The sequence below is a fragment of the Methylobacterium sp. J-070 genome, from assembly GCF_022829385.1.
GTDB lineage: Bacteria > Pseudomonadota > Alphaproteobacteria > Rhizobiales > Beijerinckiaceae > Methylobacterium.
In genome coordinates this window covers 266,888-286,277 of record NZ_JAKSXX010000290.1, presented here as the reverse complement: position 1 = coordinate 286,277, position 19,390 = coordinate 266,888, and the positions used below count along the sequence as shown (strand labels likewise).

The 19,390-nt window shown below is 69.1% G+C and carries 11 protein-coding genes and 2 pseudogenes; 11 read left to right on the top strand and 2 right to left on the bottom strand.

The genetic code is table 11. The annotated features are described in order from the left end of the window. The first annotated feature begins 61 nt into the window (after positions 1-61). From MKL01_RS33355 to MKL01_RS33320, 8 genes are all read left to right on the top strand, one after another. The gene (locus MKL01_RS33355; protein WP_243909444.1) at positions 62-1,933 is read left to right on the top strand and encodes a KAP family NTPase; all 1,872 of its coding nucleotides are present in this window, start codon (positions 62-64) and stop codon (positions 1,931-1,933) included. 344 nt (positions 1,934-2,277) lie between these two features. After that, positions 2,278-2,820 carry a hypothetical protein gene (locus MKL01_RS33350; RefSeq protein WP_243909443.1) on the top strand — a complete coding sequence of 181 codons (543 nt, stop codon included), beginning with the start codon at positions 2,278-2,280 and terminating at the stop codon, positions 2,818-2,820. Beyond that, positions 2,817-4,121, top strand: coding sequence for a Qat anti-phage system QueC-like protein QatC (qatC, locus tag MKL01_RS33345; protein WP_243909442.1), 1,305 nt, complete (start codon positions 2,817-2,819; stop codon positions 4,119-4,121). Before MKL01_RS33350 ends, qatC begins: the two co-directional genes overlap by 4 nt. Further along, a complete protein-coding gene (qatD, locus tag MKL01_RS33340; RefSeq protein ID WP_243909441.1) occupies positions 4,118-4,849 on the top strand; it encodes a Qat anti-phage system TatD family nuclease QatD in 732 nt (243 codons plus the stop codon). Before qatC ends, qatD begins: the two co-directional genes overlap by 4 nt. A 448-nt stretch (positions 4,850-5,297) precedes the next feature. Further along, positions 5,298-5,693 (top strand): hypothetical protein, encoded by a 396-nt coding sequence (locus tag MKL01_RS33335; RefSeq protein WP_243909440.1) that lies wholly within the window; start codon positions 5,298-5,300, stop codon positions 5,691-5,693. Positions 5,694-6,483: 790 nt separating this feature from the next. Continuing rightward, positions 6,484-8,451: an AAA family ATPase gene (locus tag MKL01_RS33330; RefSeq protein WP_243909439.1), complete on the top strand. Its 1,968-nt coding sequence runs from the start codon at positions 6,484-6,486 to the stop codon at positions 8,449-8,451. Then, positions 8,444-8,674, top strand: coding sequence for a hypothetical protein (locus tag MKL01_RS33325; protein WP_243909438.1), 231 nt, complete (start codon positions 8,444-8,446; stop codon positions 8,672-8,674). Before MKL01_RS33330 ends, MKL01_RS33325 begins: the two co-directional genes overlap by 8 nt. 827 nt (positions 8,675-9,501) lie before the next feature. Further along, positions 9,502-11,529 carry a hypothetical protein gene (locus tag MKL01_RS33320; protein ID WP_243909437.1) on the top strand — a complete coding sequence of 676 codons (2,028 nt, stop codon included), beginning with the start codon at positions 9,502-9,504 and terminating at the stop codon, positions 11,527-11,529. A 108-nt stretch (positions 11,530-11,637) separates the two neighbouring features. On the opposite strand, the pseudogene MKL01_RS33315 reads toward MKL01_RS33320, so the two are convergent. Continuing rightward, positions 11,638-12,507, bottom strand: a pseudogene (locus tag MKL01_RS33315) (DUF4131 domain-containing protein); the annotation flags it as partial. A 210-nt stretch (positions 12,508-12,717) separates the two neighbouring features. Between MKL01_RS33315 and gltX the strand changes: the two are divergent. The 3 genes and pseudogenes from gltX to MKL01_RS33300 form a co-directional block, all read left to right on the top strand. Then, positions 12,718-14,145 (top strand): glutamate--tRNA ligase, encoded by a 1,428-nt coding sequence (gene gltX, locus MKL01_RS33310; RefSeq protein ID WP_243909436.1) that lies wholly within the window; start codon positions 12,718-12,720, stop codon positions 14,143-14,145. 244 nt (positions 14,146-14,389) lie between these two features. Then, on the top strand, positions 14,390-15,679 hold the full coding sequence (gene gltA, locus MKL01_RS33305) for a citrate synthase (RefSeq protein ID WP_243909435.1): 1,290 nt from the start codon (positions 14,390-14,392) through the stop codon (positions 15,677-15,679). A gap of 116 nt (positions 15,680-15,795) precedes the next feature. After that, a pseudogene (locus tag MKL01_RS33300) lies at positions 15,796-16,617 on the top strand (DNA-3-methyladenine glycosylase family protein); the annotation flags it as partial. A gap of 468 nt (positions 16,618-17,085) precedes the next feature. Here MKL01_RS33300 and parC read toward each other — a convergent pair. Continuing rightward, positions 17,086-19,332, bottom strand: a complete 2,247-nt coding sequence (gene parC, locus MKL01_RS33295) for a DNA topoisomerase IV subunit A (protein WP_243909434.1) — start codon at positions 19,330-19,332, stop codon at positions 17,086-17,088. Between the last annotated feature and the right edge of the window lie 58 nt (positions 19,333-19,390).

The following is a 19,390-nucleotide window of genomic DNA, read 5'->3' as shown; positions in this document are numbered from 1 at the left end:
CTTGCGGGTTGAGCGACGCGAACCTATCTGCGACCCCAGCAAGAAGCTTGGCGGGTGGGAAATGTGGGCTGACGTCGAGACCGACCAGGACTTCCTCAATTTTCGCGTCATGGCCGGCCTCGCCGGACAGATGATCAGGGACACCGGGGGCAAGCCTCTCAGCATCGGTATTTCGGGTGGCTGGGGTGTCGGCAAGTCGTCGATGGTGAAACTCATCGCCTCGGACCTCCGCGAGAAGAACCCCGACAAGCTCGTCTTCCTTACCTTCAATGCCTGGCTCTATCAGGGTCATGACGATGCCAAGGCGGCGCTCATGGAGGAGATCGGCCGCGCTCTGATGGAGCGGGCCAAGGAGGACACCACCCTGCTCGCCCGGGCCAAGGACTTGGTCTCCCGGATCAACGTCTTTCGTTGGACCAGGTTCGGCGCAGAGCTCGGAGCCACCTACGCCACGGGGGTTCCCGTCACCCCGCTGATCAAGGGCGCCGAGCTGATCTACGAGCACCTGACGGACGGCGAAATCTCGACGGACGACGTCGACGAAGTCAAGAAATTCGCCAAGGACAACAAGGACGAGGCCAAGGGCTTCTTCAAGCCAAAGAAGAAACCCGAGACGCCTCCCGAGATGATCCATGCACTGCGAGATCACTTCCAGAAGCTGCTAACAGACCTCGACGTCACGTTGGTGGTGTTCGTCGACGACCTAGACCGCTGCCTCCCCCCGACGGTGATCGGGACGCTGGAGGCCATGCGGTTGTTCCTGTTCATGGACCGGACCGCCTTCGTCATCGCGGCCGACGACAAGATGATCAAGGAGGCTGTCCGCATCCATTTCAAGGAGGCGAGGCTCGATGACGACCTCGTCGTCAGCTACTTCGACAAGCTCATCCAGGTGCCGCTGCGCGTCCCTCCACTGGGGGTGAACGAGGTCAGGGCCTACCTGATGCTGCTCTTCATCGAGAACTCCTCCCTTGAAGACGATGCAAAGGCCGAGGTGCGCCGCGCCGTCAACGCACGTTTAGCGCAAAGCTGGAAAGGCGTGGCGGTCAACGCCGAGTTCGTCACGGGATCGATCGCGGATTGCCCCACGACGCTCAAGGCGGAATGCGCCCTCGCGGACCGGCTTGCCAAGCAGATGGCAACCTCGCGCCGGATCGCCGGTAACCCGCGCCTGATCAAGCGCTTCCTGAACACCCTCTCGATCCGACGGAAGCTTGCCGCCATCCAGGAGATCCCGATGGACGACGCCGTCCTAGCGAAGATCCTGCTCTTCGAACGCTGCGCCACGCCGGCGGCGTTCGACTTCCTCGTCCAGTCCGTCACCAGGACCGTCAGCGGCAAGCCCGAGAACCTGATGTCGGTCGAGCGCACGGTGCGCGGCGGGGGCGACCTGCCCGGCGACGGCAGCGACCCGTGGTCGTCCGACAAGGCATTCGTGACCGAGTGGCTCAGGCTCGATCCTCCCCTGGCCGACGTCGACCTTCGCGGCGTGCTCCATGTCGGACGGGAAAGCCTGCCGCTGATCTCGGCCGACGACCGAGTCTCGAAGGAAGCGCAGGACGCCCTCGCCGAAATCGCCTCGCTGCGCATGCGCGGGACGGCCGACCTCAAGGAACGGTTCGTGCGACTCGTCCCTGACGAGCGGACCTTCGTCATGGACAAGCTACTGGAACGGGCGGCGTCCGAGAGCGCGTGGGGCACCCCCGAGATTCTATGGGGCCTCGCGCTCGTAGCGGACGGCGACGTGGATCAGGCCAAGCGCCTCGTCGTGTTCCTGTCCAACCTGCAGAGTTCGGCGCTGCAGCCCCCGGTGGTCCTCCGCATCCGCGAGACCGCATGGGGAGAGGAGGTCCTGGCCGAGTGGAAGGAGCGGAGCGACCTTCCCGAGACCATGCGGAAGATCATGGCCCGCAAGCCCAAGGCGGTGGCCTGATGGGAACATCACGATCCAGCACCGGCCCCGGCAGGGGTGTCGGCCTCGTGCCGCAGATGCTCGACGTCCCAGGCACGCCGCCTCCGCGACCGCCCCCACCCGCGGCCCCACCTCCGGGAGGTGGTAACCCTGCCCCGGCACCGGGTCCCCAGCCGCCGCCCCCCGTACCGCCTCGACCGGTCCAGGCGCCACCGCAGGTCGGGCAGGCGCTGCCCCGTCGGTTCTCCGACGCCAGGCGCGCCGTTCGGGATTTCGTCGAGAAGGGAAGCGAGGACCGCCTTCGAGCAGGTCTCGGAAGCTACGTCCGCAAGGGATATCGCGGGTCGCGGACCGCCGCCGCGCGGATGGGGCAGGCAGCGACCTCGGCCGGGCGGGCCTACGATGTCCTGAGCCGGGTCGCCGACGGGTCGATCACCCCAGCGGAGCTCGGCTTCGATCCGGCCATGTTGGCTGGCGGTCCGGTCGAGGACATCATCGACTCGCTCGTTGATGCGATCTGCGCGAACGACACCACGCTCGACGACGGGGCCGGTCGCATCGCGGTCAACGAAGCCCTCGGCGAGGTCCTGGGCGAACATCCCGACATCGACGCCTTCGCGATGCCGGTCGAGCACACGCGCGAGGTCTGGCTCAGGACGCTGGCGTATCACGTGTTCGACAACATCATGCTCGACCTCGGTCCGAGCCTCCAGCGGGGAGCTGCGGGGAACGCCGTCCTTCTAAACGACCGTCGCTTCCAGATCAGGGGCTTCGTCCTAGAAAGTTATCGCGAGCAGATGGCCGCGTTCGAGGCCCGGGGTCGTGTCGTCGACAGGGCAACGTCGGACGCCGTCGCCCGCGAGGTGAACGCCGCGGTGTTCGACGTCTACGGGGAGTGGGCGGAATGAGGATCGCCGTCCTTCCCAACCACGTGCCCGCCGCCGGGCTGGACTTCGACGCGAGGATCGCGCTGCTCGAACCGCACCGGCCCGGCATGGCCGGAAGCGTCGGCACCCAGGTCATTCGGGAAACCCACCGTGCGCTCGGCAGGACGCCCCCGGCCCAGGCCTGGGACTTCCTGGCCCTCGCCATGGCGACCATCGCCGCCGACCGTCACGTCAACCGGGCCGCGGTGAGCGAGGATGGATGGACGCGACCGATCCACCTGACCGTCGCGGTCACGGATCCGCACCGTTGGAACCGGCTCGCCCCATCCGTCCAGGCGATGCTGCGCTTCCTGACAGGCGACGTCTGGACGCTGTCGTTCGTGGCGGACGGCATCCAGCCACGTCCGCCCGCGCATGCCTTGGGCGGTCGCCCGGAAACGTGCGTATCGCTCCTCTCCGGCGGCCTCGACAGCCTCATCGGCGCCATCGACCTCCACACCGCCGGAGAGGTCCCCCTGTTCGTCAGCAACCGGGTGAAGGGGGATTGCGAGAAGCAGGACACCTTCGCCGAGGCGGTCGGCGCACAAGACAGGGTCTTGTCCCTCAACCACAACGCCAGGACGGAAACCCCGAACCCCGAGATCTCGCAGCGGCCTCGGTCGCTCGCCTTTCTGACCTTTGGCATCCTCGGTGCCACGACCCTCGACCGTTACTGGGACGGCGGGACCGTCGACCTCCACGTGCCCGAGAACGGGTTCATATCCCTCAACGTCCCCCTCACGCCGCTACGCCTGGGAAGCCTGAGCACGCGCACCACCCACCCTCGTTTCCTCGACGCGATGCAGGCGTTGCTCGGCGAGCTCGGCATCAGGGTACGGCTCGTGAACGATTACCGGCACAAGACCAAGGGCGAGATGATGCTGGAATGCTCCGACCGGGCGCTTCTATCCAGTCTCGCTCCGTCCTCCATGAGTTGCGGGCGCGGCGGTCGGATCAACCGGCATTGCGGTCAATGCCTACCGTGCCTCGTGCGCAGGTCGGCCTTCCTGAAGTTCACCGGATCCGTGGCCGGGGACCTGACCATCCCGGCCTACAAGAAGCCCGAACCGGCCGGAGCGTTCAGGCAGGAGGCGTTCAGCCGTTACGACGACGTGATGCAATGCTTGGCGGCCCTCGATACGGTACGTCGACGCGGTGCGCGCCGCTGGATCGGCCCTGCGATCTCGGCCTTGAAGATGCCGGATCCCGAGCCTTATCGAGGGGTTGCGGAACGCGGGTTGCTGGAAATCGGAGACTTCATGCAAGCGGTCGGACTGGCTTGATCGACTTCCACTGCCACCTCGACCTGTACGCGAAACCGGCCGAGGTCATCGCGGAGGTGGCCAGGCGCGGGACCTACGTCCTCGCCGTGACGACGACCCCGAAAGCGTTCGAGGGTAACCTGCGCTACGTCAGCGAAGTCGCCCGCATACGTGTCGCGGTCGGTCTCCATCCCGAGCTGGTGAAGGAGCGGCACCACGAGGTCGGGCTCGTCTGCGCGACGCTGGCCAGGACCCGATACGTCGGGGAGGTCGGCCTCGACGGCTCACCGGACCATCGCCCGTCGATGGAGCTTCAGCGCGAGGTCCTGCGTAGGATCCTCGGTGCCTGTGCCAGCCAGGGTGGCAGGATCGTCAGCCTCCACTCCCGGATGGCGGCGTCACAGGTCCTCGACGAAATCGAGATCGCCGGTGCGGCCGCGATGGGCACGCCCGTGCTGCACTGGTTCTCAGGCTCGCTCAAGGAACTCGGTCGCGCAGCCGGTCTTGGATGCTGGTTCAGCGTCGGGCCTGCCATGCTGGCCTCCCGGAACGGCCGGACGCTGGCGTCGCTCATGCCGAGGGACCGGGTCCTGCCCGAGACCGACGGCCCGTTCGGCCAAGCCGACGGCAACCCCCTCTCCCCTTGGGACGCCGAGAACGTCGTGCCGGCTTTGGCAGAGCTTTGGGGCGAGCCTAAGCAAGCCGTCGCGACCGTGATGACGTCCAACTTGCGTCGCCTCGTTTCCTGATGGCGAGCCTTCGAAAGCCTCAACCGTAGCGCCCGGCACAGTTAGACGTTTTGACGTCAGAACGTTCTAGCGTCCGGGAATTCCATGCAGCGCAGATCGACGTTTTAACGTCAAAACGATTCCACTGCTGCCACCATGCGGCGCGTCGGTTGACGTTTTAGTGTCGGTTTTAAATGCGATGACGGCATCCAAGTTTTCGGTCGCAGAGCGTATGGGTTCGCCCTGCTGCCTGACCTCGATGAGGCGGTTCGATGGCCCTTGGCGAAGAGTGCGCCTTCCCAGACGGATCGATGACGATGGCTTTCCGGGAGTACCCAGTATCCCGCCCTTGGTACCGGAGCACGACGGTGTCACCAAAGCGCCAAAGCGTTTTGACGTTTTCTGCGCCGACGTGCGCTTAACGTTTTGACGCTACGATTGCTGCGGATCCTGGATTGCGAGGGGTTACGTGACTGCGCGGGTTACGATTTACCTCCCGGCGGATGTCCTTAAAGCCGTGCGGGTTGCCGCGCTCGACCAGGATGTCTTCGTCAGCGACTTCATAACGAAAGCTGCCCAGGCCTACCTCGCCTCAGGTGATCTTGAGGCGCCCGAACAGCGGATGGAGACCGAGATGCCCGCGGCCCGGAAGGTCGGGGCGGCAACGAGGACGGTGCTCGAACTGCTTGGGAAAGCAGGTCCCGGAGGGATCAAGGTAAGCGATCTCAGAGGTGGGTCGATCAGGGCGGGCAACACTCTCGGGGCGACGGACGCGGCCGTCGCGGCGCTGAGCGAGGCGGGGCTTTTGCATCGCGCGGGGAACCGATGGACGCTCGACCGAACGGACGGGTCATTGGACGCGTAAGGCCAGACCACCCGTTTTCGGTCTCGTTCCCCATGCCGTGACGATCGGGTTGGTCACCGCGCCCGTAGCCCTGGATCGAAAAAAGCTGCCGCTGACCTCCGCGGTCAGGGTGCTTATTTCCGCGGCGCGGCCGACCTGTTCCGGCCAGGGTACCGCTGCCTCGTTGATGCCGACGGCGACATCTGCGGCCCGACGAAGCTCGCCGAGGCCGCAGTAGGCGCGCCTTTCGTCGGGATCATCGATGGCTGCCTTATGTTCGCGCCGCTGCTCGCTGGCGCCGCTCCCAATGCGCTCGTCGCTGTCGACCTTCGTTCGGTCAGGTCGAGGCGGGCGGTCGCTAACGCGACGCTGGCGTGTCTGACCTAAGCTTCCAGCGCGTCGGCTGAGAGGACCCAGGCGCAAGCCTTCGATGGCCATCCAAGTCTAATTAACCATGTTTCTGTGGAAGACGCAGTCTCGTCACGGGACGACTTGCGCTACCGCGTCTTTATCGGCACTTAAGAACCCATGTTCGCACCGACGAAATCCACGGCGAACCGGGCGGGGATCCCCGCACCGGCCCACGCCGATTCCTCCTCCCGCGGATAGCCGCGCGTCCCTGCACGCGTGACCGGGAGGCCTTTGAAGGTTTGCTCCCGATGACGACCACCCTCCGAAAATCGGCTGCCATCCCGGCCAGGGTCTTCCCTGGCCGCGACCCGTCACGGGCGCTCACGCGCCTTCCCGACACCCGCTGAGGGCTGACCCGCCGCCATGGAGCGCGGCCGGCTGCCCCTGCGTGGAGGCAGCTATGGTCAGAAGTCTCAAGAAGCCGCTTGTCGACGACGTGCCCACCGAAGAGTACCTGGGCGTCGACCAGGAACGCGCGGGTACCGCGCTCCGGCGGGCCGGATCCAGCCTTACCCTTCTTGCAAGCCTCCTCCTGGAGGAGGCGATGACGCCCGAGATCCGGCACCGCGTCACCAGCGAGCGCGGTCTTGCCGTGTTGGTCGAGGCGCCCTCCGCTGCGTGGGTGCCGCATCTGCGACGCGCCCTCGCGCAAATAGCCAAGTGGGGGCTCATTGAGGGGCGTGACGGGTCCTACCAGGCCCGGCGGAAGCCGACGGATGGCGCCGCGGAGCTGGTCGAGGCCGTCGCCGCGGGCCAGCGTGTGGCAGTGATCTGCCACGCCCCGGAGGCCCACGTGCCGCCGGCCTTCATCGCCGCCGCGGACCTCCGCCTCAGGACGGGGCGGCCCACGGCGGCGCTGGTCGCAGCTGCAATCCGCGCCCTGACGGGGCGGACGCCTCGGAAGTTGCCAACCTCCGTCGAGGGCCTGGACCTGCCCGAGTTGGCGTTGGCCCTGCGGTCGGGGGCCGGCGGGGCGACCGGCTGCGTCAAGCGCCTGCAGCGGACGCTCGCCGCACGCGCGTCGTCCGCGCCCCTGAGGGAGGTCCCTCTGGTGCATAACCTCCACGGCATGGGCGAGCCCGGCGGGTGGGCGCGCCGCCTCGTCGACGACTTTCACACGATGCGGCCCGAATTGTTCTGGCGCGAGGCTGACAAGTGCTCCGTTTGGGCCGGTGACCCCGGGACGGGCAAGACCAGCCTGGCGCACAGCCTGGCCCTCAGCCTCGGGCTCGAATTTCGGGAGACCTCGGTGGCGGCGTGGTTCGAGGGCAGCTCGTACCTCGACAAGACCATCGCGGCCCTGGTCGAGGCGTTCGCCGGTGCCCGCGCGCGAGGCCGGGAAGGAAGAGGGGTCATCCTCTTCTGCGATGAGCTGGACGCGTTGCCCAGCCGCGAGGGCGGGGAGGACGACCGCACCGGCTCGTACTGGAAGCCGATGCAGCAGGCCTATTTGCGGGAGGTGGAGGCCACCGCCGCCGCAGGCGAGCGGGTCATCCTGATCGGCGCCACCAACCATCCCCGCAGGCTCGATCCCGCCCTCCTGCGCCCGGGACGCTTCGGCAGGGTGATCAGCGTGCCCCGGCCGGACGCATCCGCCCTCGAAGGCATCTTGAGACAGCACCTGGGCGAAGACCTCGCCGAGGCCGACCTGGCGAGAGCGGCCTTGGCCGGCCTCGGCGGAACAGGGGCGGACGTGACCGCGTGGGTGAGGGGGGCGCGCAGATCGGCGCGGGTCGCGGGCCGATCCATGACGCTCGACGACCTGCTCGACGAGGTGCTGCCACCCGACGACCGGAGCGCGGACGATCTCTGGCGATGCGCGGTGCACGAAGCGGCGCACGGGGTCGTCGCTCATGCTTTCGGCGGGCAGGTCAGGAAGGTCAGCATCGTCGCGTCGGGCCGACGCGGGGGCTCGACGGTTATCGCCCCCGGCGATGCTCAGACGCTTGGAAAGGACGGCCTGCAAGCGCTCGTCGTCTCCGCCCTCGCCGGCAGGGCCGCCGAGGAAGCGTTCGGCTTGGGCGTCTCGACCGGGGCGCATGATGACCTGGCCCACGCCACCGGCATCGCAGCTTCCGCCCGTGTGTCGTTCGGCCTCGGCGGCACTTTGGTCCATCGAGCGCCGATGGAGCGGGCGGCCACCCTCCTGGAGGGCGATCCCGAACTCCGGGCATCGGTGGGGCGTGACCTGCAACGGGCCTACGTCGCCGCATCGGGACACGTTCGTGACCGGCGAAACCTCGTAGAGGCGTTGGCCCGCCTGCTCCTGACCGAGCGGGTCGTCGATGGCGGCGACTTCATGCGCCTCATGGCGGCCCACGACCGAGCCCAGGCCGCCCTCGACGGTCAGGAGGCGTGCCATGGATGAGCGCATCCTGTGCCTGCTCCAGACCCTCGCCGAGGTGGAGCGCGAACTGGGCGGGGCCGTCTACGACAGCGCCATCGAGCGAGCCCGGCTGGCCGTCGCGGCCGAAGTGATGGTCGAGGCCGAGCGGCGAGCCCTGCGCTCGCGACCGCGCCGCGGGCCCGGCAACGTCGTCTACCTGCGCGGCACCGACAAGCCCGATGGAGGCTGCGATGCGAATCGCTAGGCCCCTCAAGCCCGCCCGCGGCGCGATCCCCAGGCGAACCGACCCCTGCGATCGTAGGTCGCAGGGGCGTGGTTTCGACCCTCGAAACCCGGTCGCCGAGCGACTTCGAGACCCGTCGCCTCGCGCGGTCCCGACCAGCGTTCGGACCCGACCCCGCCGCGGTCGCCGACCGGCATGCTCGCGGCGGAACGCCGGGTTTGACGGCCTCGCGAACGTACCGGGCGGGGTGGTTCAAGAGCAAGGATTGTCGCGCCAATCCTGTCAGGATCAAAATCCTGATCCTGGTGTTCCCGTGCCACGTCCTAGGATTGCCGCAAGGATCAATCATGAGATCCTTGAGCTGCGGCGACGACACCGAACCGGGCTTCCGACCGGCCCGGACGGATCCGCCGAGCCGGTCCGGAAGCCCGTCGCGGGCCGGTTCGGGCCCGGCCCAAACAGGCCGTTTTGCCGGTTTTCGGCGCTTCGTTCGAACCGGTCGCTGAGGGCCGCGCGACGGCCCTCCCGGACCGATTCGCGCCCTCGACGAGGTCGATGCGCTCTTGCACGGCGCCCCGATTGGAGTCTGGATGGGGGCGCCGGATGACCGGGCCTGGACCGACCGAAGGCCAAGCCCAGGCCACCGCGGCACCCATCTCGATGGGCGACTTGATCACGGAGACGGAGGCCTACGAGGTCTACGGCGACGTGCTTGAGGACAAGCAGTTGCGGCGTGCCAGGCAGGAGCGCCGCATAGGATACCTACGGCGGAAGCGTAGGATTATATACCGCAGAGACGAGCTTGAGCGCTACGTTCAGGCCATCCTTACAGAAGGGTACGTGGAACCATGTCCAGAAAGAGCAGGGCCGCCGACAACGCGGCCGAGAACGACGACGTCGACCCCGGCGCCCCCCGCGTCGGAAAGTCCACCCGGCGCTTCAGGGCGACTGACGGACGACGTGCTTCGAAGGGCCGCCGAGAGGCTGCGCCGCCTTCCGTCCGGAATGCGCTGAGGAAGCCGCGCAAGAACGCCGCCCGGAAGCCGCACGAGGCCATCATCCGCGGGCTCGTCGCGATGGGCGAGGCCGCGGAGAGGATCGGCGGCACGTTCGTCATCGAGGGCTACAAGCTGAAGAAGCCGGGAAATTCCCACAACCTCTACGTCGCCAAGTACGATTCGGAGCGAGGCTACGACAACAAGGTCAGCCTCGGCACCGACGACGAGTTGGTGGCGAGGGCGATGATCGCGATCCGCGTCGCCGAGGAGCTCGGCGGGGAGGTCGCCGAGCCGTTCATGCGCGAGGACGACCTGCCGGTCGACGTCGTCGTCGAGCTCTACCTCCTGAGCGACCCCAAGAGGAACAAGAGCTGGGCGACCACCTCGGGGTCGGCCCTCCGTGGCCTCGAAAGGGTGCTGCCCGGGGTGACGGTGGGCGAGTTCTCCAAGGGCAAGCAGAAGAAGCTCATCAACGAGCTCGCGGGCGGCGTGTCCGGCCGGGTGATGCAGGTCGGCACGGTCTCGAACGTGATGATCCTGATCAAGAGCGCGATCAACTGGGCCTGCGACGAGGACGACGACCGCAACCGGCTGTGCGCGGTGACGCGCCCGCCCATCATCAGCAGCAAGGAGCACGTCGCCGACGTCCTCGGCGCCCCGGAGCCCGAGGCGCGGAACTGGCATGCCTCCGTGGAGGAGCACGCCGCCTTCCTCAGGCTCGTCAAGGACGACGAGAACCTGCGGAGGTGGTTCCTCCTGGCGCTCGCCTTCGTCTCCCGGGCCGACGCCGCCGCCGCGGCCACGGCGGCGCAGATCGACCTGCGCAAGGGCGTCTACCACCTCAACCCGAAGGGTCGGGCGCAGGAGCCGACCAAGTACCGTCCCTCGCTGCCCCTGCCGCCCTCGCTGCTCGCCGAGATCGAGTGCTGGGGCGACGGCGTCTGGGTCGGCGAGGAGGTCGTCGACCTGCGCGCGCGGTTCAAGGCCGCCGGCGCCCGGCTCAACCTGGGCCCGGACTTCATCCCGTCGAGCGTGCGCGACTTCGGTTCCACGATCCTGCGCGAGGCCTACGTCCGCTACGGCGTCCCCTTCGTCGTGGAGGAGCAGCGCAAGATGTGGATGGGGCACCGCGAGAAGAGCATCAACCACCTCTACGGCAAGTTCTCGCCCGAGTTCCTCCTGCTGGCCCGGAACGCCATCGAGTGCGTCCTGCACGAGCTCGACGAGCTCAGCGGCGGCGTGCTGTTCCGCAACGCCCGCGCCGCCGGCACGCTGCCGCCCGGCCCGGTCGTGATCGACCCGGCCGAGCTGCGCGGCAGCGGGATGCGGAAGGCGTCTGGCAACCCTGCCAAGCCGGTGGCCGTGGCCGAAGACGAGGAGGGGGACAAAACTACTGCAAATCCCACTCCCGCTAAGGGGGAGAACGAGATGAAAGCCTGGGGCCGGGCGGTCGTCATCGGCTCCAACCGGGCGAAAACGGGCGGTATCGGGTCGCTGAAAGGGCGGTTCTGCCAAGTCCAGGCAAGCCCGGACTGGGTGAACGAGAGGCCGGACAGCATCGCCGCCCGCCTCATCGAGCAGGGCTTCAGGATCGTCGAGTTCTGGCCCGAGGGCGACGAGGGCGGCAACCCGCAGCTTTTCGTCGTCGGCAAGTCGGCGAAGCTGCTGTCGGACGAGGACGCCCGGCGGGTCTGCAACTCGTCCTGGACCCGGTGGGTCAAGGGGCGCCGGACGTTCGAGCCGGGTGCGCAGTCCCCCATGGGCATGCAGGTCGAAGACGAAGTGGCACCCATGGTGGAGGTCACCCGCTCGCCGCCGCTCCCGCCTGCCCGGCGGAAGGCCGCCTCTAAGCGCCGCTGCAAGTACGATCCCCGCTAAGCGAGCTGGCCTACCGGAAACCCAGCACGGCCTCGAAGCTGTGATGGTGAGAAGCTATCAAACCCGCCCCTAAACGGCGAACCACATCATTTGCCGGCCTACTCATTCCATCGAGACCACGTGGTAGATGCCGGCGGCCCGGAGCGCGTCGTTGGTCGCCGGCCCGATCAGACCGCGCTTGCCCGTCACCAGGGCGGCCGCCACCGCCCCCGCCTGCCCCCCCGCGGCCTGCGCGATCCGGCGGGTCAGGGCGTTGCGGGCTTCGTCCAGCAGGGCGGCGAGGCGCAGGCGCAGGGGCGGCGGCTCGGACGGCGCCCGGATCGTGACGGCGCCGAGCAGGGAGCCGACCGCGCCGATTCCCTGGAAATACGCGTCCCGGGCGAAGTCGTAGCCGCCCGGCCGGGCCGCCTCCGGCGGCGGCAGCAGGCGGGCGGTGGCGGCGATGACGTCCCCGGGCCGCGGGATCGGCGTCTTCCGGAACGAGACCCGCACCCGGCCGGGCCGCGCCTCCGGCGCAAGCCCGGCAAACGCCTCCACCCGGATCACCAGCCGGGCGCCGACCTCGCGCTCGTCCAGGGCCTCGACCATGCCGACGAGCGGGCCGATGGTGGTGCGGGCGAGGATCGGGGCGGCGACCTGCGACACCCGCCAGGTCGCCGCCGCGAAGCCGAGGAACGCGGCCGCCGCCGCCAGGGCCAACGCCAGGGCGACCGGCCGCGCGCCCAGGACGGGGACCGGCGCCAGGGCGAGGGCCGCGCCCACCAGGGGCGCGGCCAGGATCGGCGTGCCGTCGGCCGCCGCGAAGTAGACCGCGATCCCGGCGCCGAAGGCCACCGCCAGCCAGGGGAACAGCCGCCGCTGCTCGGCCTCCCGGGCGATTCCCTCCACCAGCCAAGCGCGGATCGCCGGCAGGGCGACGGCGCGCGGGCCGGCCAGCGCCACAGCGCCGCCCGCCAGCCTCGCGCCGATCCGCCGCATTGCCGCCGCCCCGATCCGCGCGACCTGTCGTCGGCGGCCGGGCGATTCCCGTAGCGATTCTTAACCGATCCGCCGGCCCGTGCCACAGCCCGCGCTTCGTGCTACGGGCGCCCTGTCGAGCCCTCTCGCCGCGCCGTCGCCCCTCGCCGTCGCCCCTTTTGCCGCCCCTTCGCGCCCCCGCCGCGAACAGCCCCCGAACCTGTCGGATCGATGTCCTCAGCCGTCGTCACGCGCTTCGCCCCGTCGCCCACCGGCTACCTGCATATCGGCGGGGCCCGCACGGCGTTGTTCAACTGGCTCTACGCCCGCCACATGGGCGGCCGCATGCTGCTGCGCATCGAGGATACCGACCGGGAGCGTTCCACCAAGGGCGCCATCGACGCGATCCTGGACGGCCTGTCGTGGCTCGGGCTCGACTGGGACGGCGACGTCGTGTTCCAGTTCGCCCGGGCCGAGCGCCACCGCGCCGTGGCGGAGGAACTGCTGGCCGCGGGGCGCGCCTACCGCTGTTTCGCCAGCGCCGAGGAACTGGCGCAGATGCGGGAGGCGGCCCGGGCGGAGGGGCGCCCGCCGCGCTACGACGGCCGCTGGCGCGATCGCGATCCCTCCGAGGCGCCCGCCGGGGCCAAGCCGGTGATCCGCCTGCGCGCGCCGACCGAGGGCGAGACCGTGGTCGAGGACGCCGTGCAGGGGCGGGTGACCTGGGCCAACCGCGACCTCGACGACCTCGTGCTGCTGCGCTCGGACGGCACGCCGACCTACATGCTCGCCGTCGTGGTCGACGACCACGACATGGGCGTCACGCAGGTCATCCGCGGCGACGACCACCTGACCAACGCCGCCCGCCAGAGCCAGATCTTCTCGGCGCTCGGCTGGGAGGTCCCGAGAATGGCCCATATCCCGCTGATCCACGGGGCCGACGGGGCGAAGCTGTCGAAGCGCCACGGGGCGCTGGGCGTCGAGGCCTATCGCGACCTCGGCTACCTGCCCGCGGCCCTGCGCAACTACCTGGTGCGGCTCGGCTGGAGCCACGGCGACCAGGAGGTGTTCTCCACCGACGAGATGATCGCGGCCTTCGATCTCGGCTCCGTGGGGCGCTCGGCGGCGCGCTTCGATTTCGCCAAGCTCGCGAACCTCAACGGCCTCTACATCCGCACCAGCCCCGATGCCGACCTCGTGGCGGCGATCGAGTCGATCCTCCCGAATGTCGGGCCCGAGCGCGGCCTGTCGGCGCCGCTGCAGCCCGCCTTGAAGGCGAAGCTCACCCAGGCCATGCCGGGCCTGAAGGAGCGGGCGAAGACGCTGATCGAACTCCTCGACAGCGCCTATTACCTCACCGCGCAGCGCCCCCTGGTGCTGGACGACAAGGCCCGCATCCTCCTCTCCGACGAGGGCCGGGCGCGCCTCGCCGGGGTGCGGCCGGCCCTGGAGGCCGTGCCCGACTGGAGCGCCGTCGCGACCGAGGAGGCCGTGCGGCGCTACGCCGAGGAGGCCGGCTGCAAGCTCGGACAGGTGGCCCAGCCCCTGCGGGCGGCGCTCACCGGCCGCACCACCTCCCCGCCCCTGTTCGACGTGATGGCGGTGCTCGGCCGGGACGAGACGCTGGCGCGGCTCGGCGACCAGATGCCCCAGGGCTAGGGCCGCCCGGCGCCTCCGGGAACTGCCGTGTCCGGCCCGAATTTCGCTAGGTGGAATGCGCGCGGCGAAATTCGCTTGGCGTCGGGGGCGGGTTGTCACCGACGCCGTTGCTGCTGCAGTGCCGTTTGGGTAACCCATGCCTGTGAGCACCCGCAGCATAATGCGGTGTGCTCAGGCCCCCGGGACCGGCTCGGGCAGCCCGAGGCCGGCATCCGCCACGTCGCCACAGAAGGGTCCACGATCCATGAGCGCACCCAGCACCATCACCGTGGACGGCAAGACGATCGAGCTGCCGGTGAAATCCGGGACGATCGGGCCGGACGTCATCGACATCGGCAAGCTCTACGCTCAGACGGGCGCCTTCACCTTCGACCCGGGCTTCACCTCGACGGCCTCGTGCGAATCGAAGATCACCTACATCGACGGCGACGAGGGCGTGCTGCTCTATCGCGGCTATCCGATCGAGCAACTCGCCGAAGAGGGCGACTTCCTCGAGACCTGCTACCTGATGCTGTTCGGCGCCCTGCCGACCGAGGCCCAGAAGGCCGATTTCGACTACCGGGTCACGCGCCACACCATGGTGCACGACCAGATGAACCGGTTCTTCACCGGCTTCCGGCGCGACGCGCACCCCATGGCGGTGATGGTGGCGTCGGTGGGCGCGCTCTCGGCCTTCTATCACGACTCGACCGACATCACCGACGAAAGTCAGCGGATGATCGCGTCGATCCGCATGATCGCCAAGATGCCGACGCTCGCGGCGATGGCGTATAAATACTCGATCGGCCAGCCGTTCGTGTACCCGAAGAACGATCTCGACTACACCTCGAACTTCCTGCGCATGTGCTATGCGGTGCCGTGCGAGGATTACGTGGTCAACCCGGTCTTCGCCCGGGCGCTCGACAAGATCTTCATCCTGCATGCCGACCACGAGCAGAACGCCTCGACCTCGACGGTGCGGCTCGCCGGCTCCTCGGGCGCCAACCCCTTCGCCTGCATCGCGGCGGGCATCGCCTGCCTGTGGGGCCCGGCCCATGGGGGCGCCAACGAGGCGGCGCTCAAGATGCTGATGGAGATCGGCACCCCTGAGAACGTCGGCAAGTACGTCGCCAAGGCCAAGGACAAGAACGATCCGTTCCGCCTGATGGGCTTCGGGCACCGGGTCTACAAGAACTACGACCCGCGCGCCCGGATCATGCAGAGCACCACCCACCAGGTGCTCAAGGAGCTCGGCAAGACCGACGATCCGCTGCTGCACGTCGCCATGGAACTGGAGCAGATCGCCCTCAAGGACGAATACTTCGTCGAAAAGAAGCTCTACCCGAACATCGATTTCTACTCGGGCATCACCCTCAAGGCGATGGGCTTCCCCACCGACATGTTCACGGTGCTGTTCGCGGTGGCCCGCACGGTCGGCTGGATCGCCCAATGGGCCGAGATGATCGAGGATCCCTCGCAGAAGATCGGCCGGCCGCGCCAGCTCTACGTCGGCCCGACCCAGCGCGACTACGTGCCGATGGATCGGCGCGGCTGAGTCGGAGCCTGTCCGACGACGGCACCACGGGGGCGGCCGAGCGGCCGCCCTTCGCGTCTGCGGAGGCGGGCGACCTCCGTCTTCCCTACCGTCCGCCCTACGATTGGGCGGCGATCCTGGCCTTCCTGGCGAAGCGGGCGATCCCGGGAGTCGAGACGGTCGACCCCGGCGGCTCGGCCTACGCCCGCACGATCCGCGTCGCGGGCCGGCAAGGGTTCCTGACGGTCCGGCCCGGCGACGGCTGCCTCCACGTCGCGGTCCGCGGTCTCGATCCCCGGCACGGCCCGGCGGTGGCGGAGCGCCTGCGCCGCCTGTTCGACTGCGACGCCGACCCGGTCGCCATCGCGGGCTGCCTTGCGGGGGATCCGGTCCTGGCAAAACTCGTGGTGGCGCGCCCGGGCTTGCGCCTGCCGGGCGCCTGGGACCCGTTCGAGACCGGTTGCCGGGCGATTCTCGGCCAGCAGGTCTCGGTGACGGCCGCGATCGGTCTCGCCGGGAAGCTGGTGGCGGCGTTCGGGACGTGGCTCGCGGAGCCGGCGGGCGGCCTGACCCACGTGTTCCCGTCGCCGGCCGCGCTGGTCGAGGCGGATGTCGCCCTGGCGCTGAACATGCCGCGCGCCCGCGGCGCGGCAATCCGGGCTCTCGCCGCCGCGACGCTCGCCGATCCGGACCTGTTCGCCCCGGCGGAGAGCCTGGAGGCCGCGGTTCTGCGCTTCACCGCGCTCCGCGGGATCGGACCCTGGACCGCGCAGTACATCGCCATGCGGGCGCTCAAGCTGCCGGACGCCCTGCCGGTGGGCGATGTCGGCCTGCTGCGGGCGCTGGCGACGGGCCCCGGCCGCCCGAGCCCGGCGGTGCTCCTCGCCCGGGCCGAGGCGTGGCGGCCGTTCCGAGCCTACGCGGCCCAGCACCTCTGGGCGGCGGACGAGGCGGCTGCGCGGAGGGCGGTGAGGGATCGATCGGCCTGCGTGCCCCGCAGCGTCCTGCGGGCTAACCTCGCAGCCGGCCGGGGGCGCGGATTCCATGCCGGAAGCGGACGAGGAAGCACGCGACAAGCGCGTCGCGAACGAGCGCATCAAGTTCCCGGCCACTTATGCCAACGGCCTCGCCGTCGCGATCTGTGCCGTAGGCGGTTTCGCGCCGTTCCCATCGACCGCCCTGTCGGATCGTCCGCATTGTGCGCCCGTGCTCGTCGCCCTGGTGGTTGGCTGGATCATGAGTGGCGCCATACATTGGGCTGTGCGGCGCGCGCTTCGGGATCTTCGCCCATGACGACCGCCCAGTTCCTCCTCCTGCTCGCGGTCCCGATTGGCGGCGGCGTGCTGGCTTTTGGCGCACTCTGGCTGAGCCAGCGCGCGCATTGAGGTCGTGGCCTGGATAGGTCCGCTCTGCGTCGAGCCCCCGCTTCAGCGCCCGAACCGCTCGAACTTCGGGAAACTCCGCGCCATCATCAGCCCGACCTCGGCGCGATGGCCCAGCCACTTCTCCAGCACCGACACGTTGGCCAGGCGGCCCTCTGGGGAACCGTCCTGCCAGGGCAGGCCGTCGGCCAGCTTGAAGACGTGCGCGTCGACGAGCCCGCCGCTGCGGCAGCGCTGGAGCCGGACGCCCTTGCCGCGGGCAAGTTCCGCCACCTCGGAGATCGGGAAGACCAGCAGCAGCTTCTCCGTATTGACCACCGCGACATGGTCGCCGTCCGCCGGGACCAGCACCACCGCGGTGGCGTCGCCGTCGAGGCCCAGCACGCTCTTGCCCTTGCGGGTGTTGGCCACCAGCGCGTCGGCGGGCGCCACGAAGCCGCGCCCGTCGGAGCCGGCGATCAGCAGCTTGGTCTCCGGCCGGTAGGGCAGAGCCGCCACGATCTCGGTGCCGTCGTCGAGGTCGGCCATCAGCCGCACCGGGTCGCCGAAGCCGCGCCCGCCCGGCAGCTTCGAGGCCTCCAGGGTGAACACCTTGCCGTTCGTGGCGAGCAGCAGGATCTTCTGGGTGGTCTCGGTCGGGAAGGCGATCTTCAGGGTGTCGTCGCCCTTGAACGCCACCCCCGAGAGGTCGGCGACGTGGCCCTTCAGCGCCCGGATCCAGCCCTTGGTCGAGACGATCACGGTGATGGGCTCGCGCTCCACCAGCGCCGCCGTGAAGTCGATGCCGCCGACATCGGGCGGGCTCGCGAGCGTCGTTCGGCGCTTGCCCAGCTTGGTCTCGGGCCCGAAGGTCTTCTTCACGGCCCGGATCTGCCCCTGGATGGTCTTCCACTGCGCCGGCTCCGAGGCGAGCAGCGCGTCGATCTCGGCCTTCTCGGCGGTGAGCGCCTCGAACTCGCGCTTCAGCTCCATCTCCTCCAGCTTGCGCAGGGACCGCAGCCGGGTGTCGAGGATCGCGTTGGCCTGGAGCTCGGTCAATTCGAACCGGGCCATGAGGGCGGCCTTCGGCTCGTCCTCCTCGCGGATGATGCGGATCACCTCGTCGAGGTCGAGATAGACGATGAGCAGGCCGCCCAGGATCTCCAGGCGGCGGTCGATCTGGCCGAGGCGGTAGCGGGACCGGCGCTGCAGCACCACGCGGCGGTGGTCGACCCATTCCCGCAGGCACTCGACGAGCCCGATCACCTTCGGCACGAGGCCGCCGACCAAGACGTTGAGGTTGAGCGGGATGCGCGTCTCCAGCTCGGTGAGCCGGAACAGCGACTCCATCAGGATGACCGGATCGACCGTGCGCGAGCGCGGCTCCAGCACGACGCGCACGTCCTCGGCCGATTCGTCGCGGACGTCGGCGAGCAGCGGCAGCTTCTTCTCCTGGAGAAGCTCGGCCATCTTCTCGATCAGCCGCCCCTTCGGGATGCCGTAGGGGATCTCGGTGACGACGATGTTCCAGGTGCCGCGGCCGAGATCCTCCTTGGCCCAGCGGGCGCGGACCCGGAAGGCGCCGCGGCCGGTCCGGTAGGCCTCGGCGATCGACTCGGCCGAGTCGACCAGGATGCCCCCGGTGGGGAAGTCCGGCCCCTGCACGAACTTGGCGAGATGGGCCGAGGTCGCCTCGGGATGGTTGATCAGGTAGAGCGCCGCGTCGCACAGCTCGGCGGCGTTGTGCGGCGGGATCGAGGTCGCCATGCCGACCGCGATGCCCTGGCTGCCGTTGGCCAAGAGGTTCGGGAAGGCCGCCGGCAGGACGACCGGCTCCTCCTTCTCGCCGTTGTAGGAGGGCCTGAAATCGACCGTGTCCTCGTCGATCCCGTCGAGGAGCAGACGGGCGACCTCGGTGAGCCGCGCCTCGGTGTAGCGGTAGGCCGCCGGACCGTCGCCGTCGATGTTGCCGAAATTGCCCTGCCCGTCGACCAGCGGGTAGCGCTGGGCGAAGTCCTGGCTGAGGCGCACCAGGGCGTCGTAGATCGCCTGGTCGCCGTGCGGGTGGAAGTCGCCCATCACGTCGCCGACGATCTTGGCGCACTTCTTGTGCGCGGTGTTCGGATCGAGGCGCAGCAGCCGCATGCCGTACAGGATGCGCCGGTGCACGGGCTTCAGCCCGTCGCGGGCGTCCGGGAGGGCCCGGTGCATGATCGTGGAGAGCGCGTAGGCGAGATAGCGCTCCTCGAGCGCGGATTTCAGCTCGACGCTCTCGATCCCGTCGCCGGACGGCGGCTCGAAGGGCTGGCCCATGTCGGCTCCTCAGTTCACCATCTCGACCACACCCCGGTACCCCGGGACCGCGCAGCGG

Excerpts from the sequence above, each read along its gene's own strand:
- parC (WP_243909434.1), bottom strand. The coding sequence starts at position 19,332 with ATGGGCCAGCCCTTCGAGCCGCCGTCCGGCGACGGGATCGAGAGCGTC.
- MKL01_RS33325 (WP_243909438.1), top strand. The coding sequence starts at position 8,444 with ATGGATGAGCGCATCCTGTGCCTGCTCCAGACCCTCGCCGAGGTGGAG.
- gltX (WP_243909436.1), top strand. The coding sequence starts at position 12,718 with ATGTCCTCAGCCGTCGTCACGCGCTTCGCCCCGTCGCCCACCGGCTAC.
- MKL01_RS33350 (WP_243909443.1), top strand. The coding sequence starts at position 2,278 with ATGGGGCAGGCAGCGACCTCGGCCGGGCGGGCCTACGATGTCCTGAGC.
- gltA (WP_243909435.1), top strand. The coding sequence starts at position 14,390 with ATGAGCGCACCCAGCACCATCACCGTGGACGGCAAGACGATCGAGCTG.
- MKL01_RS33320 (WP_243909437.1), top strand. The coding sequence starts at position 9,502 with ATGTCCAGAAAGAGCAGGGCCGCCGACAACGCGGCCGAGAACGACGAC.
- qatC (WP_243909442.1), top strand. The coding sequence starts at position 2,817 with ATGAGGATCGCCGTCCTTCCCAACCACGTGCCCGCCGCCGGGCTGGAC.
- MKL01_RS33330 (WP_243909439.1), top strand. The coding sequence starts at position 6,484 with ATGGTCAGAAGTCTCAAGAAGCCGCTTGTCGACGACGTGCCCACCGAA.
- MKL01_RS33355 (WP_243909444.1), top strand. The coding sequence starts at position 62 with ATGTGGGCTGACGTCGAGACCGACCAGGACTTCCTCAATTTTCGCGTC.